Below are 17,351 nucleotides of genomic sequence, written 5' to 3' on the forward strand. Positions count from 1 at the left end.
TGAAAGGCGATTGTCAATGCGATTCTCGCCCCCCCCGCAGAACGCCCGGCCGGCCGGGCCGCCAGGAAGGAATGCCCCGTGGAAACCACCTATCCGGACACGCAGCTCTTTATCGACGGGACCTGGAGGGATGCCCGTGACGGAAAGGTCCTGGACGTCCGCAACCCGGCAACAGGTGCTGTCGCAGGCCGCGTGAGCCACGCCGGCAGGGCCGATCTCGACGCGGCGCTCGCCGCCTGTGCAAAAGGCTTCGCCGCCTGGAGGGACACGCCCGCCCTTACCCGCAGCAGCCTGATGCGGCAAGCCGCCGCCAACCTGCGCGAAATGGCAGAGGAGACCGCCCGGCACCTGACCATCGAGCAGGGCAAGCCCCTTGCCGAAGCCAGGCTCGAGGTGCTCGCCGCGGCCCAGACCATCGAATGGTTAGCCAAAGAGGCGCGGCGCAGCTACGGCACCCTGATCCCCGCGCGCGGCCCCGGGGTCACGCAGATGGCGCTGAAGCAGCCGATCGGCCCCGTCGCCGCCTTCACGCCCTGGAATTTCCCGATCAACCAGGTGGTGCGCAAGCTTTGCGCCGCGCTCGCCGCCGGCTGCTCCATCATCGTCAAGGGCCCCGAGGAAACGCCGGCCGCACCGGCGGCCCTGATCCGCGCCTTCGAAAGGACCGAAATCCCCGCGGGCGTGATCGGCCTGGTCTATGGCGATCCGGCCGAAATCTCGGACTATCTCATTTCGAGCCCCGTCATCCGCAAGGTCTCCTTTACCGGCTCGACGCCGGTCGGCAAGCATCTCGCCGCGCTGGCCGGGCGCCACATGAAGAAGACCACCATGGAACTCGGCGGCCATGCCCCGGTGATCGTCTGCGCCGATGCCGACATTGCCGATGCCGCAAGGCAGTTCGCCGCCTCCAAATACCGCAATGCCGGGCAGGTTTGCATTTCGCCGACGCGCTTCCTGGTGGAAGAGCCGGCCTATGACGATTTCCTCGGCGAATTCGTCGCGGCGGCGAGAAAGATCAAGGTCGGAGACGGCCTCGCCGAGGGCACGCAGATGGGACCGCTCGCCAACGAGCGCCGCATACCCGCCCTCGAAGCTCTGCTGACGGATGCGGTCCGGCACGGCGCGACGATCGCCACCGGCGGCGCCCGCATCGGCAATTCCGGCAACTTCTTCGAACCGACAGTGGTCGCCAACGCACCCGTCGAGGCCCGGATCATGAACGAGGAACCCTTCGGGCCCGTCGCCATCGTCAACCGCGTGGCATCGCTCGACGAGGCAATCGCGGAGGCCAACCGCCTGCCCTTCGGCCTCGCCTCCTACGCCTTTGCCCGGTCGGCCCGCAGCATCGAGCGGCTCGGCGCCGAGATCGTCGCCGGCATGACCACGATCAACCATATCGGGCTCGGACTGCCCGAAACCCCCTTCGGCGGCGTCCGCGACTCAGGCTATGGCAATGAAGGCGGCAGCGAAGCGATCGGCGACTACCAGGTCACCCGCTTCGTCACCCAGAAGACGCTCGACCCGGCCTGACCCGGGATCCGCCGGCCCGGAAGCCGGCAGCAAAGACCCACCCCCACGACGAAGGATCCCGCCTTGACCATCCGACAGCCTCTCTACCACAGCAGCCATTGGGGCGCGTTTTCAGCCATTCAGCAGGAGGACGGGCTGGCCATCGCGCCGTTTCCCGGCGATCCCGATCCCTCGCCGATCCTCAAGAACATTCCGGCTGCGCTCACCCATCCGGCACGGCTGTCGCGTCCGCTCATCCGCCGTGGCTGGCTCGAGGACGGCCCCGGTCCGGACGCACGCCGCGGCAGCGACGACTATGTCGAGATGGACTGGGAGCAGGCGCTGGAGCTTGCCGCAGGCGAACTCAAACGCCTCGGCGCCGGCGATCCGGACTCGCCGGCCGCCAATCACGGTCGCCACGTGTTCGGCGGCTCCTATGGCTGGTCCTCGGCGGGACGGTTCCACCATGCGCAAAGCCAGGTGCACCGCTTCCTCAACATGGCCTTCGGCGGCTATGTCGCCTCGGTCGATACCTATTCGACGGCGGCAGGATCGGTGATCCTCGACACCGTCGCCGGCAATTCCGGGCGGATCTCGCGCGAGGGCTGCTGGTGGGAGCATATCCGCGAGACCACCGAACTGGTGATCGCCTTCGGCGGCCTGCCGATCCGCAATCTCTCCGTGAGCCCGGGCGGCTCGTCCCAGCACATTGCCCGTGATTGCATCGCCGCGGCGCTCAAGCGCGGCTGCCACATCGTCTCGGTCAGCCCGCTGCGTGACGATATCGGCGGCGCCGACGAGATCACCCGCTACCAGCCGCGGCCGGCCACCGACGTGGCAATGATGATCGGCATGGCAGGCCACCTTCTGGCCCGCGATCTCGTCGATCATGCCTATATCGCCAAATACACCTCGGGCTGGGAGGCGTTCCGCGCCTATCTCGAAGGCACAACCGACGGCCAGCCCAAGACCCCGGACTGGGCCGAGGCGATCTGCGGTGTTCCCGCAAGCGAGATCCGGGCGCTGGCCGAGGAAGCGGCGCGCAAGCGCACGCTCGTCACCGTGGGCTACGGCCTGCAGCGCGCCGAGAACGGCGAACAGCCGATCTGGATGGGATTGGCGCTTTCGGCCATGCTCGGCGGCGGAAGCCGCAAGGGCGCGGGCTTCACCTATGCGATCGGCTCCATGGGCAACCATGGCAAGCCGCAGCTTTCCGTGCCGCTGCCGACGCTGCCGCAGGGCTACAACAAGTCGGGCGACTTCATTCCGGTGGCCCGCATCTCCGACCTGCTGCTCAACCCCGGCGCGGACTACACCTATCGCGGCAAGACCCGCCGCTATGCCGATATCCGGCTGGTCTACTGGGCCGGCGGAAACCCGTTCCACCACCACCAGGATCTCAGCCGCTTGCGCCAGGCATTTTCCCGGCCCGACACGGTCATTGTCCATGACAGCGTCGGCACGGCGACGACGGCCCATGCCGACATCATCTTCCCGGCGACGATCACCGCCGAACGCGACGATATCGGCGCCAGCGCCGGCGATCCCTATCTGATGCCGATGCAGCGCCTTGCCGCGCCTTTCGGCGAGGCCCGCGACGACTACGACATTTTCTGCGATCTCTCCGCGCGGCTCGGCTGCCGCGAGGCTTTTTCCGAAAACCGCAGCTCGCGCGAATGGCTCGCCCATCTCTATGGCAAGACCGAAGAGGCGATGCGCCGCCGCGGGTTCGACGTGCCCGATTTCGACGGGCTGATGCAGGGCGGTCCGCTGCCGCTGCCGGTCTCGGACACGCCGAGCATGATGGAAGCTTTCCATACCGATCCGGTGGCCAAGCCGCTCGACACCGAAACCGGAAAGATCCTGTTTCATTCGGAGCTGGTGGCCAGCAGCGGCCTACCGGGCCACCCGGCCTGGATCGAGCCGCAGGAATGGCTGGGCGGCGCGCTGGCGCAGACCCATCCCTTCCAGCTCGTCGCCAACCAGCCTTTCGGCCGGTTGCACAGCCAGCTCGATTTCGGAGCGACCAGCATGGCGGGCAAGATCGACGGACGCGAGGTCGCCCGCCTCAATGATGCCGATGCCGCCCGCCTCGGCATCGCCGAGGGCGACGTGATCCGGATCTTCAATGCCCGTGGCGCCACGCTGGCCGCCGCACGGCCGAGCGCCGAGGTCCTGCCCTCGGTGGTGCAACTGTCGACCGGCGCCTGGTACGCGCCGCGCGACATCGACGGCACGGGGCTCGCCTGCGTGAACGGCAACCCCAATGCCGTGACCGCCGACCGCCCGGCCTCGCCCTTCAGCCAGGGCTGTGCGGGGCAGATCTGCCTGGTGTCGATCGAAAAGCTGACGGGCGATATCCCGCCCGCCGTGCCGCATGAAGAGATCCTGCGCAAGCGCGGCGCCTGAGCGCGCGCGGCTGACTTCTGCAGCACGGGCAAAGACCCATGCAAAACGGCCCGCCCCATAGGGCGGGCCGCATTGGCCGAAGCAATGGATCCGAAGACCGCCGGGATCAGTCAGCGTCGTTAGCCCAGCCGGAAATTGCCTTGGCTTCGAGGAATTCCTCGATGCCCCAGACGCCGCCTTCGCGCGCCCGGCCCGAGGCCTTGACGCCGCCGAAGGGCGAGCCGGCGCCGCGGGACTTGCCGTTCATCTCGACCATGCCGGAGCGGAGCCGGCGCGCCATGCGGTTGCGCTTCGCGCCGTCCTGGCTCTGCACATAGTTGGTCAGACCATAGATCGTGTCGTTGGCGATCTCGACGGCGTGATCCTCGTTGTCGAACGGGATGATCGACAGCACCGGTCCGAAGATCTCCTCGCGGGCAATCGTCATGTCGTTGCTGACATCGGCGAAGATCGTCGGGCGGACGAAATAGCCGCGGTTGAAGCCTTCGGGACGGCCGGTGCCGCCGGCGACCAGCCGCGCGCCCTCGTCGATGCCCTTCTGGATCAGGCCCTGGATCTTGTCGAACTGGGCAGCCGAAACCACCGGGCCGATGTGCCGGCCGGGCTGGTCGGCGAGGCCGACCTTGACGGTCTCGGCGATCTGAACCGCCTTTTCCACCGCCTGGTCATAGACCGGGCGCTCGACCAGCATGCGGGTCGGCGCGTTGCAGCTCTGGCCGGAATTGTTGAAGCAGCGGCGGACGCCGCGCTCGACCGCCTTTTCATCCGCATCGGCGAAGATCACATTGGCGCCCTTGCCGCCGAGTTCCAGGCAGACGCGCTTGAAGGTGTCGGCCGCGGCCTTGGAGATCGCAGCGCCTGCCCGCGCCGAGCCGGTGAAGCTGATCATCTCCACGTCCTTGTGGGTGGACAGATCCGTACCCACGCCGACGCCGTCGCCATTGACCATGTTGAACACGCCCTTGGGCAGGCCGGCGGCGTGGACGATCTCGGCAAAGACGATCGAGGAGAGCGGGGCGACTTCCGAGGGCTTGAGCACCATGGTGCAGCCCGCGAGCAGCGCCGGGATCACCTTGAGCGTGACCTGGTTCATCGGCCAGTTCCACGGGGTGATGAGCCCCACGACGCCGATCGGCTCCATGGCGATCCGGTCCTCGGGCGCATGCGGGCCGAGCGGACGGATGAATTCGATGTGATCGAAGGCCTTGATGAAGTTGTCGATGTGCCAGGTTCCGGCCGGAACCTGGTCGCTGCGCGCCATGTCGATCGGTGCGCCCATCTCCATGCTGATGGCCTGCGCCATGTCCTCGGCGCGCTCGGCATAGATCTCGCGGATCTTCTTGACGTAGCCGAGCCGGACCTGGGGGTCGGTCTGCGACCAGTCCTCGAAGGCGGCCTTGGCAGCGGCCACGGCCGCGTTGGTGTCGGCGGTGGAGCCGAGCGAGATCACCGCGCAAGCTTCTTCGGTCGAGGGGTTGATGACCTCGCAGTCCCGGGTGTGGGTCGGCGCGACCCATGCCCCATTGATGTAAAACTCGCGCTTCTCGATCATGTCCTACTCCACGTTGCGGTGACACGGCCGCACCTGCCGGCGGGCCGCCAATATTCGTCGTCATACCGGACCCACATATGTGGTTCCGGAACTCATGCAAGGTCCAGACAGCCCGGCATCGCAATGCCAATTGCGCAGCATCGCCGGATCGCATGCTGATGTTTAGAGGGCGAGCCGAGGCGATGGCAACCACCCGCACGGAAAATTCGCGGGCTGACGGCGGGCACGGCAGCTCCCGCAGTCAGTCAAGCGACTTGAGCAAGTCGGGGCTCGGGAAGCAGGTGGGCTTCAGGCCCTTCTTCCCCTGCCACTCGCCGATCGACCGCCGGGTCTTGTAGCCGGGCAGGCCGTCGGCGCCGCCCACGTCATAGCCCTGCCGTTCGAGCGAGGATTGCAGTTTCGCGATATCCGAGCGCAGCATCGTACCGGTGTTGCTCCACGGCGTGACGAAGGCGCCGCCGCCATGGGCGATGCGATCGGCCAGATTGCCGATGAACAGCGCGTAGAGATCGGAATTGTTGTATTCCTTGATCACGTAGAAATTGGGCGTGACCACGAATTCCGGGCCGAAGTTGCCGGCCGGAACCAGCACCATGCCGGGCGCGGAACGCTCGTGCTCCGGAAACGGCCGGCCGGAAATGCGGATGATCCCCATTTCGGTGAGCTTGCCGATCGGCTGCGCCCGGTCGGGGCCTTCGAGCGCACAGGTCACCCTTTGCGGGATGACCGCCTCGAAACCCCAGTCGCGGCCGCGCACCCATCCCTTGTCCGCGAGATAATTGGCGATCGAAGCCAGTGCGTCCGCCGTGGAGTTCCAGATGTCGCGCTTGCCGTCGCCATCGAAATCGACCGCATGGGCGAGATAACTCGACGGCAGGAACTGGGGCTGGCCCATGGCGCCCGCCCAGGACCCCTTCATCGCCGAAGCCGGGACATCACCTCGTTCGAGGATCTGCAGGGCGGCGAGGATTTCCTTTCGGAACAGCTCGGGCCGGGTCGACATGAAGGCCTTGGTGGAGAGAACCCGAACCGCCGAATGCGGGATCTTGGCGCGACCGAAGCCCGATTCCCGGCCCCAGATCGCGACGATGATTGATGCCGGCACGCCGTAGCGCTGCTCGATCTTGCGCAACAGGCTGGAATGGCGCTGCATCAGCGAGCGGCCGGAAGCCGCCAGCCCCTGCAGGCTCTTTTCACTGAAATAGGCGCCGGGGCTCTTGAATTCGGCCTGGCTCTGGGCGCGCTTTTTCGGCTTCGGAAAGCCCGGCGGCGCCAGATCCGGCAGGTCCCAATCGAGAGAGACGCCCTGAAAGGCTTGCTCGAACACGGATTTCGAGACGCCCAGACGCTTCGCCTCCGGCCACAGGTCAGCGTCGAGCCACTGGCGGAACTGGGCCTCGACACCGGCCTTGGTGGCGGCATGGGCCTGCAGCACCCCTCCGACGGGGAACGTCAGGGCGCAGAGGAGAATCACGAGCGAGGCGAGATGCGGGAGGCGAATCATGGCGTCAGCCTAACCCGGCCGGTCGCACAGGAAAACGGCCGTTGCCGCCTGCCACGGCATCAATCTTGGCGAAACGCCTCGACTTCGATCTCGGTCAGCAGGTTCTCGTGCGCGAGCCCCGCGACAATCACATAGGTCGACGCCGGGGCATGTCCCCCGAGCATGCGGTCGCGGATCTCGCGGTAGGCGGCGACATTGCCGGGCGCGACGTCATAAACCCGGATGGCCACGATATCGGCAATGTCGAAGCCGGCAGCGGCAACAGCCGCCAGCGCATTGCGCCAGGCCTGCTCGGTCTGGGGGCCGTAGCCTTCAACCATCCGGCCCTCGGGCGTCACGCCGATCTGGCCGGAGACGATCAGGCGGCGGCCGGGGCCCGACATCTCCACCGCCTGCACATAGTTCGACGCCGGCTTCGGCAGGCTGTCGGGATTGAAGAAACGCGGCATGGCGGGCCTCGCTAAAATGCGGTGCGGGCGCGGATGGCGGCCGCGAGCGTGCCTTCGTCGAGATAGTCGAGTTCACCGCCGACCGGAACGCCATGGGCGAGACGGGTGATCTTGACGTCGAAACCTGCCAGCTGATCGGTGATGTAATGGGCGGTGGTCTGGCCTTCGACGGTGGCATTGACCGCGATCAGGATCTCACGCACGCCGCCCTGGGCGACGCGATCGACGAGCTTGCCGATCGTCAGGTCGTCGGGGCCGACGCCATCGAGCGGCGACAGCGTGCCGCCGAGCACGTGATAGCCGGCATTCATCGCCGCGGCCCGTTCCAGCGCCCACAGGTCGGCGACATCCTCGACGACGATCAGCACGCTCTGGTCGCGCGTCGCGTCACAGCAGACCGCGCAGGGGTCGGAGGTGTCGGCATTGCCGCAGGTCGAGCAGATGCGGACCTTGTCGAAGGCCTCGGTCATGGCCAGCGCCAGGGGACCCATCAGCTGGTCCTTCTTCTTGATCAGGTGCAGCGCCGCGCGCCGTGCCGAACGCGGCCCGAGCCCCGGCACGCGGGCAAGAAGCTGGATCAGGCGCTCGATCTCGGGGCCGGTCACACGTTTTTGCATCTTTACCTCCGGCCTCGGCCCGTCGCCGTCAGAACGGCAGCTTCATGCCGGGGGGGATCGGCAGGCCGGCGGTCAGTTCCTTGGTGCGCTCGGCCATCGCCGTCTCGACCTTGGCCTTGGCGTCGTTGTGGGCGGCAAGGATCAGGTCCTCGAGGATCTCGACATCGTCTTCCTTGAACAGCGAGCGATCGATGGAAATGCCCTTCATCAGGCCCTTGCCCGACAGGCGCACGCTGACCATGCCGCCGCCGGCCACGCCTTCGCATTCGAGTTCGGCAAGCTCTTCCTGCATGCGTTCCATCTTGGCCTGCATGTCCTTGATCTTGCCCATCATGCCCATGATGTCTTTCATCGCAATCTCTCCTTGTTGAATTCAGGGATGGCCGGCGCCGGCCATGCGCGCTGCCCGCGTCCGGGCCGCCTAGTCCGCCTCGTCGCCGCCATCGGGGTCGTCCGGCAGGATGTCACCGTCCTCGGACGGGGTCACCGCCCCGTCGAGCAGCGTTTCCTCGGTGACGGCAATGCGCACGTCGGTGATGCGCGCGCCGGGGAATTTCGCGAGAATCGCCGCAACATCGGGGTCCTGGCGGGCGTCGCTCACGAGCGCGTCGCGCTTGGCGGCCTCGCGCTCGGAAATCGTCGGCGCGCCCTCCTCGCGGCTCAGCGCCACGCTCCACTTGGCTCCAGTCCAGTCGGTCAGCTTCTTGACCAGTTCGCCGGGCAGGCTCGAGCTCGCATCGGGGGTCAGGCTGATTTCCAGCCGACCCGGCTCGATCCGGACAAGCCGCACATTGGTGCGGATCTGCACCTTCATGGCGATGTCGCGGTATTTCTCCGCAAGCGCCACCATGTCCTCGAGCGAGGCGACGGCAATGGTTTCCACCGGCTCGGCCACGGCCGGCGCGGCGATTGTGGGTTCGGCGGAATGGGCGAGACGCATCGACGGCTGCCCGGCGGGGCCGGCGCCCTGCGGCATCCGGCGGTCGCCGACAGCGCGCGCGGTGGCGCCTCCGCCCGATGGCGCCTGACCGCCTGCCGGGCCAGGAGCGCCGGTCATCGAGCCGCCGGCATTCTGTGCCGCCTTCGCCGCGTCCTCGGGCGAGGGCAGGCTCGCGGCATGGGCGATGCGGATCAGCGCCATCTCGGCCGCGGCCGCGGGCCGGCTCGAGGTGTCGGTCTCGGTGATGCCCTTGAGCAGCATCTGCCAGACGCGCGACAGCACCACGGTCGACAGCCTGTCGGCGAAATCCGCGCCGCTTTCGCGCTCGGTTTGCGTCAACGACGGGTCTTCGGCCGCTTCCGGCACGAATTTGAGCCGGGTGACGAGATGGGTGAAATCCGCCAGATCCGTGAGGATCACCGGCGGGCTGGCGCCCGAATCATACTGGTCGCGGAAACTTGCAAGCGCGGCCGCCACGTCCCCCTCCATCAGCGCGCCGAACAGGCCGACGATGCGCGACCGGTCGGCAAGGCCGAGCATGGAGCGGACAGCCTCGGCATCGACCGCGCCGCCGCCATGGGCGATCGCCTGGTCGAGCAGCGACAGCCCGTCGCGCACTGACCCTTCGGCGGCGCGGGCGATCATGGCCAGCGATTCGTCGTCGATGGAAATGCCTTCCTGGGCGGAGACATTGCGGAAATGGGTGACGAGCAGGCCCGAATCGATACGGCGCAGATCGAAGCGCTGGCAGCGCGACAGCACCGTGATCGGCACCTTGCGGATCTCGGTGGTGGCGAAGATGAACTTCACATGCGCCGGGGGCTCCTCCAGCGTCTTGAGCAAGCCGTTGAAGGCCTGGTTCGAGAGCATGCTGAAGGTCGACGGCCGCGCCAACCCGAAATCCGCCTTCACCGTGATCGGCCATGACTTGCGGCTCGGGCAGGTGATCACCAACCTGATCGAGAATGCCCGCTCCTTCGTGCCCGAGACCGGCGGCCGCATCACCATCCGCCTCGGCCGTCGCAAGTCGACGGTGCGGATCCTGATCGAGGACAACGGCCCCGGCATCCGCGCCGAGGTGATCGACCGGGTGTTCGAGCGGTTCTACACCGACCGCCCCGACGGCGAGGATTTCGGCCAGAATTCGGGCCTCGGCCTGTCGATCAGCCGCCAGATCATCGAGGCCCATGGCGGCCACCTGACCGCGGAGAACATCCCCGGAAAGGAAGAGGGCAAATGGGCCGGCGCGCGCTTCATCATCGAGCTTCCGGGCGAGCGGACGTGACCGGAGAGGCGGCGTCCGGCACGGTCAACCTGCATGCGACCGCGATCGTGGTCGGGGCAACCGGGCTTCTGTTCCTGGGGCCGTCCGGAGCGGGCAAGAGCCGCACCGCCTTTGCCTGCCTCGCCCAGGCGCGGGCGCGCGGCTGGCATGCGGCGCTGGTCGCCGACGACCGCACCCTGGTAACGCCCATGCTGACACCTGGCCGCACGCCCGGCGCCGGCCGCCTGATCGCCTCCTGTCCGGCGCCGCTCGAGGGGCTCGTCGAGCTGCGCGGCACCGGTATCGTCACCGTGCCCCGGACCCCGCGGGCGGTGCTCGACCTTGCCGTGGCGCTGGAGGCGCCGTCGGCCGAGGGCAGGCTGCCGCCCGAAAATGAAACCTTTTCGTGCGCCGGGACGGCCTTGCCACTCCTGCGTCTGTGGGCTGACGGTGCTGCCGATCCGCTTTCGCGGATTCTGGCCGGCCGACCGGCGCTGTTTTCGGCACGATGACGCGCCATTGCACATTATTGCTGCAAATCCGGCGTTTTTTGGCTTGAACTTCGCCGGCTTCTGGCCAAGATGAAATCTTGAAGATTTCGCAGCTGCGAAGCAAGAACCGGCGCCTGGTGATGGACGGGCCGGTCGAAATGCTGCTGGAGGCACTATGATCGGATTGGTGCTTGTCACCCATGGCAAGCTCGCGGAGGAGTTCCAACATGCGCTGGAGCATGTGGTCGGACCGCAAACCGCAATCGAAACAGTCTGTATCGGGCCCGAGGATGACATGGACCAACGGCGGCTGGATATCGTCGGCGCGGTGTCGCGCGTCGATTCCGGCCATGGCGTGATCATCCTGACCGACATGTTCGGCGGCACGCCGTCCAACCTGTCGATCTCGGTGATGGATGCCGGCCGCATCGAGGTGATTGCCGGCATCAACCTGCCGATGCTGATCAAGCTCGCCGGCGTGCGCGGCTCCAACGACATGCAGAAGGCGCTGGCCGACGCCCAGGATGCGGGCCGCAAATACATCAACGTGGCAAGCCGCCTGCTGACGGGCAAGTGATGGACACGCCAGTGGCCAGGTCGCGATCCTTCATGATCGTCAACAAGCGTGGCCTGCATGCCCGTGCCTCCGCCCGCTTCGTCCAGACCGTGGAAGGTTACGACGCCATCGTCCGCGTCACCCGCGAAGGCTCCACCGTCGGCGGAACCTCGATCATGGGCCTGATGATGCTGGCCGCCAGCCCCGGCTGCTCGATCCATGTGGAAGCCGAAGGCCGCCAGGCCGACGAGGTGCTCGATGCGCTCGGCGCCTTGATCGCGGACCGGTTCGGCGAAGACGCCTGAACAGCACATAAAGACATCTTTATATCGTGTTGCCAGTTTCGGCGATTTCTGCTATGGCAGCGGCCATGCAATCCAGCCTGTCCTGTCTGGATCTCAAAACGTTCGGGAAAATCATATGACTGACACGCAAGACTACGTCGTCGCCAATATCGACCTGGCCGATTTCGGCCGCAAGGAACTCGACATCGCCGAAACCGAGATGCCGGGTCTGATGGCGCTGCGGGAGGAATTCGGTGCGGCCAAGCCGCTCAAGGGCGCGCGCATCGTCGGCTCGCTGCACATGACCATCCAGACTGCGGTGCTGATCGAGACGCTGACGGCGCTGGGCGCCGATGTGCGCTGGGCATCCTGCAACATCTTCTCCACCCAGGACCATGCCGCCGCCGCGATCGCCAAGAGCGGCGTGCCGGTGTTCGCGGTCAAGGGCCAGTCGCTCACCGAGCACTGGGATTATCTCGACCGCTCCTTCATGTTCCCCGAAGGCGCCAACATGATCCTCGACGATGGCGGCGACGCCACGCTCTATGTCCTTCTGGGCGCGCGCGTCGAGGCCGGTGAGACCGGCCTGATCGAGACGCCGACCTCCGAGGAAGAGGAAGTCATCTTCGCCCAGATCAAGAAGCGCATGAAGCAGAGCCCGGGCTGGTTCACCAAGACCCGCGAAGCGATCAAGGGCGTGTCGGAAGAAACCACCACCGGCGTGCACCGGCTCTACGACCTTCAGAAGAAGGGCCTGCTGCCCTTCCCGGCCTTCAACGTCAATGATTCAGTCACCAAGTCGAAATTCGACAACAAGTATGGCTGCAAGGAAAGCCTGGTCGACGGCATCCGCCGCGCCACCGACACGATGATGGCCGGCAAGGTCGCCGTGGTCTGCGGCTACGGCGATGTCGGCAAGGGCTCGGCAGCGTCGCTGCGCGGCGCCGGCGCCCGCGTCAAGGTCACCGAAATTGACCCGATCTGCGCGCTGCAGGCGGCGATGGACGGCTTCGAGGTGGTGCTGCTCGAGGATGTGGTCAAGACCGCCGACATCTTCATCACCACCACCGGCAACCGTGACGTGATCCGGCTCGAGCACATGCGCGAGATGAAGGACATGGCGATCGTCGGCAATATCGGCCACTTCGACAACGAGATCCAGGTCGCAGCCCTCCGGAACCACAAGTGGACCAACATCAAGGATCAGGTGGACATGATCGAGATGCCCTCGGGCAATCGCATGATCCTTCTGAGCCAGGGTCGCCTGCTCAATCTCGGCAACGCCACCGGCCACCCGAGCTTCGTGATGTCGGCCTCCTTCACCAACCAGGTCCTGGCCCAGATCGAGCTGTGGACCCGCGGCGAGCAGTACCAGAATCAGGTCTATATCCTGCCCAAGCATCTCGACGAAAAGGTCGCACGGCTGCACCTCGACAAGATCGGCGCCAAGCTGACGTCGCTGCAGCAGAACCAGGCAGACTATATCGGCGTCACCGTCGAAGGCCCCTACAAGCCGGAACACTACAGGTACTGATTTTCCGTTCAGTACCCACAACATATTGAAGCCGCATCCTTGACATTTCGGGTGCGGCTTCTTTTTGCGCATCTTTCCCCTTCACCGTGATTCGTGAAGCAGCTATGTTTTGAGCGTTGATTCGTTTTGCGTTGTGGCGGCGCGACGGCGGGTCGGGATGTCTGGTCAATAGGACGGCAAGGGGACGAGGACATGCCGGTGAACACAGATTCACACGGTCCGGACCGGACGGTCGGTATCGGACGCTCCGTGACATCGACCCTCGCCCTCTTCCGCCGCAGGATTCTCACCGCAACCGCTCTGGTCGGCGGAATTTTCGGCTCCGCCGGCGCCGCGCTGGCCCAAACCACGGTCGTGGGCGGGCTGTCGGTCTCCTCCCTGGAAGTGATCAATTTCGCCATGGTCATCGGCGCCATCTCGGCCGCGATGATCTCGGCCATCTGGCTGATCCGCGAGCGCGCCAAGATCGACCTCGAAAATGCCGGCCTGCGCACCGCGCTCGCCGACGTCAATGCCAAGCTGTCGCGGCACCAGGCGCTGATCGTCGATCGCGACCGGCGGATCGTGGTCTGGGATGGCGTCGGCCTGCCGGCGGAAATGCTCGGAAACCTCGCGCCAGAGACCGGCGCACCGGACAAGCTGAGCGATTTCCTGGCCTTCGGCCGCTGGCTGGAGCCCCGGTCCGCCGCCAGCATCGACGACGCCATCGACCGACTCCGGGCCCAGGCCGAAAGCTTCGACCTGATTGTCGAAACCACGCGCGGCCACGTGATCGAGGCGCAGGGCCGGGTTTCCGGCGGCCGCGCCTTCGTCCGCTTCCTGACGCTATCGAATGTCCGCGCGGAACTTGCCGAACTCCAGACCGAGCGCGAGCGCCTGCTCAGCACGCTCGATACCTTCCAGTCGCTGTTCGACGTCATCGACATGCCCGTCTGGCTGCGCAGCCCCGACGGGCGCCTGCTGTGGGTCAACAATGCCTATGCCCGCGCCGTCGAGGGCGAGGATCGCGAAAGCGTGCTGAACCGCGGCCTGGAGCTGCTCGGCACCGCCGCGCGCGAACGCGTGCGCGCCACGGTGACACCGGAGCGGCCGTTTCTCGACAAGGTCTCGACCGTCATTCACGGCCATCGCCGTTTTCTCGAGGTCGCCGACGTCAAGACCCAGGCCGGCACCGCAGGGATCGCGCTCGACGTGTCTCTCGAAGAGGATCTGCGCGAGGAACTCAGGCGCACGATCCAGAGCCACGCCGAAACGCTCGACCATCTGGCGACCCCGGTGGCGATCTTCGATCGCGACCAGCGGCTGCAATTCCACAACCAGGCGTTCCAGCGCCTGTGGGAACTCGACACGCCGTTCCTCGCCCGCAGGCCCGACAATGCCGAATTTCTCGAGCGGCTGCGCGCCGAGGGCAAACTCCCCGAGCCGCACAACTGGCGGGAATGGAAGGAACAGATGCTCTCGGTCTACCGGGCGGTGGAGACCACGCCGCATCTGTGGCACCTGCCCGACGGCCAGACGCTCAATGTGTTTGCCAATGCCCATCCCCAGGGCGGGGTGACCTGGGTGTTCGAGAACCTGACCGAGAAGGTCGATCTCGAGACCCGCTACAACACGCTGCTGCAGGTTCAGGGCGAAACCATCGACAATCTCGCCGAAGGCGTGGCGGTGTTCGGTCCCGACGGCAAGATCAGGCTGTCGAACCCGTCCTTCCGGGCGCTCTGGGGCTTGAACGATCAGCAGGTCAAGCCCGGCACCCATATCCGCTCGATTGCCGAAGCCTGCGAACCCTCGCACCGCGAGCCTGACGGCTGGAAACTGTTTGCCGCCGCCATCACCGGCTTCGAGGACGAACGCCGCACCCGCGAGGGCCGCATCGAACTCACCACCGGCCTGATCCTCGACTACGCGATCGTGCCGCTGCCGAACGGGCAGACCATGATCGCCTTCGTCAATGTCACCGACAGCGTCGGCGCCGAGCGCATGCTCACCGAGAAGAACGAGGCGCTGCGCAAGGCCGACGCGCTCAAGAACGAGTTCGTCCAGCACGTCTCCTACGAGCTGCGCTCGCCGCTCACCAACATCATCGGCTTCACCGAACTGCTCCGGACCCCCGATTTCGGTGCGCTCAACGAACGCCAGTCGGAATATCTCGACCATATCTCGACCTCGTCCTCGGTGCTCCTGACCATCGTCAACGATATTCTCGACCTTGCCACCGTGGATGCCGGCATCATGCGGCTCGAACCGGAAGAGGTGGATATCCCGGCGCTGTTCGCGGAGGCCGGCGCGCAGATTTCCGACCGGCTCAAGGAAAGCGGCCTCACGCTCGAAATCGACACGGCGCAGGCGCCTGGCCACATGACCGGCGATCCGCAGCGCCTCAAGCAGATCCTGTTCAAGCTCCTGATGAACGCCGCCAATTTTGCGCCGGATGGCTCGGTGGTGCGGCTCGCCTGCACCCAGGACGACGAGGCGATCGTCTTCTCCGTCTCCGACCAGGGGCCCGGAATCCCCGAAAACGCCCGCAAGGACGTGTTCGCCCGCTTCGAGACCAACGGCCAGTCCGGCCGCCGCCGCGGCGCGGGGCTCGGCCTGTCGATCGTCCAGAGTTTTGTCGGATTGCACAATGGCACCGTCGCCATCGAAGGCGGCGACAGCGGCGGCGCGACCGTCGTCTGCCGGTTCCCGCAATCCCGCCCGCTTGCCCGCGACGCGGCGGAGTAACGGCCCGTGGGTCAGGCCCCCTTGCGCGTCGAACTCACCGGTCTGGATGAAACCCGGCTCTTTGCCGAAGACGTCGCGCTCGCGCTGAAGCCGGGCGACTGCCTTTGCCTGTCGGGTGACCTGGGTGCCGGCAAATCGACCTTCGCGCGTGCCCTGATTCGCGCGGTGGCCGACGATCCTGAACTGGAAGTGCCGAGCCCGACCTTCACCCTGGTGCAGAGCTACAGGTTCAGGTTGCCGATTGCCCATCTCGATCTCTACCGCATCGGATCGCCCGAAGAAGTCGACGAACTCGGTCTCGACGACGCGCTCTCGGAAGGGGCTGCGCTGATCGAATGGCCGGAACGGGCGCTCGAGGCCTTGCCGGAGGACCGGATTACCTTCGGCTTCGAAGGCCTTGGCGACAGCCGGGCTGTGACCGTGACGGCGCCCTCGGGTTTCGCGGCCCGGCTCGCGCGCTCGCGCGCCGCGCGCCAATTTCTCGCTGACGCCGGCTATGGCAGCGCCGCCCGCCGGCACCTGCAGGGCGATGCCTCCGCGCGCAGCTACGAGACCATCCGGTCCGAGGGGCGTGAGCCGGTGATCCTGATGAATTCGCCGCGCCAGCCCGACGGCCCGCCGATCCGCGACGGCTTGCCCTATTCGCAGATCGCGCATCTGGCCGAGGACGTGGTGCCCTTCATTGCGATCGATCACTGGCTCAGGGCGCAGGGCCTTTCCGCGCCCGAGATCTTCGCCGCCGATGCCGCCCAGGGGTTCCTGCTGATCGAAAACCTCGGATCCGAAGGGGTTGTCGATGCGGACGGCCACCCCGTTCCCGAGCGCTATGGCCTGGCGATCGATTGTCTCGCCGACCTGCATGGAAAGTCGCTTCCGCCGGTGCTAGCCGTGGGCGAATCCCGGCATCGTGTGCCGGCTTACGATCCGTGCGCCATGCAGATCGAGGTCGAGCTTCTGACCGACTGGTACCTGCCCCACCGACGCGGCGCAGCCGTGCCCGACGCGGAGCGCGCGGCCTATTTCACGATCTGGCAGGATCTGTTCGCGCGGCTTCAGGGCGCGGAACAGGCGCTGGTGCTGCGCGACTATCACTCGCCCAACCTGATCTGGCGCGGGGACCGCGAAGGCCTCGACCGGCTCGGCATCATCGATTTCCAGGATGCGATGATCGGCCCCTCGGCCTATGACGTGGCCTCGCTGTGCCAGGACGCGCGCGTGACCGTGCCCGAAGCGCTCGCCGACCAGCTGCTCGCGCGCTACATCGCCGCGCGCCGCGCCGCCGATCCCGGCTTCGATGCCGACAGCTTCCGCGAGGCCTATGCCATTATGGCGGCGCAGCGGGCGGCGAAGATCCTCGGCATCTTCGTGCGCCTCAACAAGCGCGACGGAAAACCCGGCTATATGCGGCATCTGCCGCGAATCGAGGCCTATATCGCCGCCTCGCTCGCCCATCCGGTGCTGCAACCCTTGCGCTTCTGGTTCACACAGGCTGGTATCGGCGAACCCGAATCATAATCC

Annotated in this window: 13 protein-coding genes and 2 pseudogenes; 9 read left to right on the top strand and 6 right to left on the bottom strand. The window is 66.4% G+C overall.

What is annotated here, in order from left to right:
- Positions 1–78: 78 nt before the first annotated feature.
- Together AWJ14_RS19390 and AWJ14_RS19395 are read left to right on the top strand one after the other, a co-directional pair.
- Positions 79–1,530 carry an NAD-dependent succinate-semialdehyde dehydrogenase gene (locus tag AWJ14_RS19390; RefSeq protein WP_066183293.1) on the top strand — a complete coding sequence of 484 codons (1,452 nt, stop codon included), beginning with the start codon at positions 79–81 and terminating at the stop codon, positions 1,528–1,530.
- A gap of 63 nt (positions 1,531–1,593) precedes the next feature.
- Complete coding sequence (locus tag AWJ14_RS19395) at positions 1,594–3,918, top strand: molybdopterin-dependent oxidoreductase (protein WP_066183296.1); 2,325 nt, start codon at positions 1,594–1,596, stop codon at positions 3,916–3,918.
- 106 nt (positions 3,919–4,024) lie between these two features.
- Here AWJ14_RS19395 and AWJ14_RS19400 read toward each other — a convergent pair whose 3' ends face one another.
- The 6 genes and pseudogenes from AWJ14_RS19400 to AWJ14_RS19425 all read right to left on the bottom strand — a co-directional run.
- Complete coding sequence (locus AWJ14_RS19400) at positions 4,025–5,470, bottom strand: aldehyde dehydrogenase family protein (RefSeq protein WP_066183298.1); 1,446 nt, start codon at positions 5,468–5,470, stop codon at positions 4,025–4,027.
- Between the two features lie 241 nt (positions 5,471–5,711).
- Positions 5,712–6,974: a lytic murein transglycosylase gene (locus AWJ14_RS19405; protein ID WP_083220378.1), complete on the bottom strand. Its 1,263-nt coding sequence runs from the start codon at positions 6,972–6,974 to the stop codon at positions 5,712–5,714.
- A gap of 59 nt (positions 6,975–7,033) precedes the next feature.
- Positions 7,034–7,423 (bottom strand): RidA family protein, encoded by a 390-nt coding sequence (locus AWJ14_RS19410; protein WP_066183300.1) that lies wholly within the window; start codon positions 7,421–7,423, stop codon positions 7,034–7,036.
- 11 nt (positions 7,424–7,434) lie between these two features.
- Positions 7,435–8,040, bottom strand: a complete 606-nt coding sequence (recR, locus tag AWJ14_RS19415) for a recombination mediator RecR (RefSeq protein WP_066183305.1) — start codon at positions 8,038–8,040, stop codon at positions 7,435–7,437.
- Between the two features lie 28 nt (positions 8,041–8,068).
- On the bottom strand, positions 8,069–8,392 hold the full coding sequence (locus AWJ14_RS19420) for a YbaB/EbfC family nucleoid-associated protein (RefSeq protein ID WP_066183308.1): 324 nt from the start codon (positions 8,390–8,392) through the stop codon (positions 8,069–8,071).
- A gap of 69 nt (positions 8,393–8,461) precedes the next feature.
- A pseudogene (locus AWJ14_RS19425) lies at positions 8,462–9,850 on the bottom strand (DNA polymerase III subunit gamma/tau); the annotation flags it as partial.
- A 7-nt stretch (positions 9,851–9,857) separates the two neighbouring features.
- Here AWJ14_RS19425 and AWJ14_RS19430 point away from each other — a divergent pair.
- From AWJ14_RS19430 to tsaE, 7 genes and pseudogenes are all read left to right on the top strand, one after another.
- Positions 9,858–10,265, top strand: a pseudogene (locus AWJ14_RS19430) (ATP-binding protein); the annotation flags it as partial.
- A complete protein-coding gene (locus tag AWJ14_RS19435) occupies positions 10,262–10,756 on the top strand; it encodes an HPr kinase/phosphorylase (protein WP_066183313.1) in 495 nt (164 codons plus the stop codon). The pseudogene AWJ14_RS19430 and the gene AWJ14_RS19435, both read left to right, overlap by 4 nt.
- Before the next feature lie 154 nt (positions 10,757–10,910).
- Entirely contained in the window at positions 10,911–11,312 is a 402-nt protein-coding gene (locus AWJ14_RS19440; RefSeq protein WP_066183315.1) for a PTS sugar transporter subunit IIA, read from the top strand.
- Positions 11,312–11,596 carry an HPr family phosphocarrier protein gene (locus AWJ14_RS19445; protein ID WP_066183319.1) on the top strand — a complete coding sequence of 95 codons (285 nt, stop codon included), beginning with the start codon at positions 11,312–11,314 and terminating at the stop codon, positions 11,594–11,596. Before AWJ14_RS19440 ends, AWJ14_RS19445 begins: the two co-directional genes overlap by 1 nt.
- 115 nt (positions 11,597–11,711) lie before the next feature.
- The gene (ahcY, locus tag AWJ14_RS19450) at positions 11,712–13,109 is read left to right on the top strand and encodes an adenosylhomocysteinase (RefSeq protein WP_066183321.1); all 1,398 of its coding nucleotides are present in this window, start codon (positions 11,712–11,714) and stop codon (positions 13,107–13,109) included.
- Between the two features lie 192 nt (positions 13,110–13,301).
- On the top strand, positions 13,302–15,833 hold the full coding sequence (locus AWJ14_RS19455) for an ATP-binding protein (protein ID WP_083220379.1): 2,532 nt from the start codon (positions 13,302–13,304) through the stop codon (positions 15,831–15,833).
- 6 nt (positions 15,834–15,839) lie between these two features.
- Positions 15,840–17,348 (top strand): tRNA (adenosine(37)-N6)-threonylcarbamoyltransferase complex ATPase subunit type 1 TsaE, encoded by a 1,509-nt coding sequence (gene tsaE / locus AWJ14_RS19460; protein WP_245304380.1) that lies wholly within the window; start codon positions 15,840–15,842, stop codon positions 17,346–17,348.
- Positions 17,349–17,351 lie beyond the last annotated feature (3 nt).

It is taken from the genome of Parahoeflea olei, from assembly GCF_001703635.1.
Classification (GTDB): domain Bacteria; phylum Pseudomonadota; class Alphaproteobacteria; order Rhizobiales; family Rhizobiaceae; genus Hoeflea; species Hoeflea olei.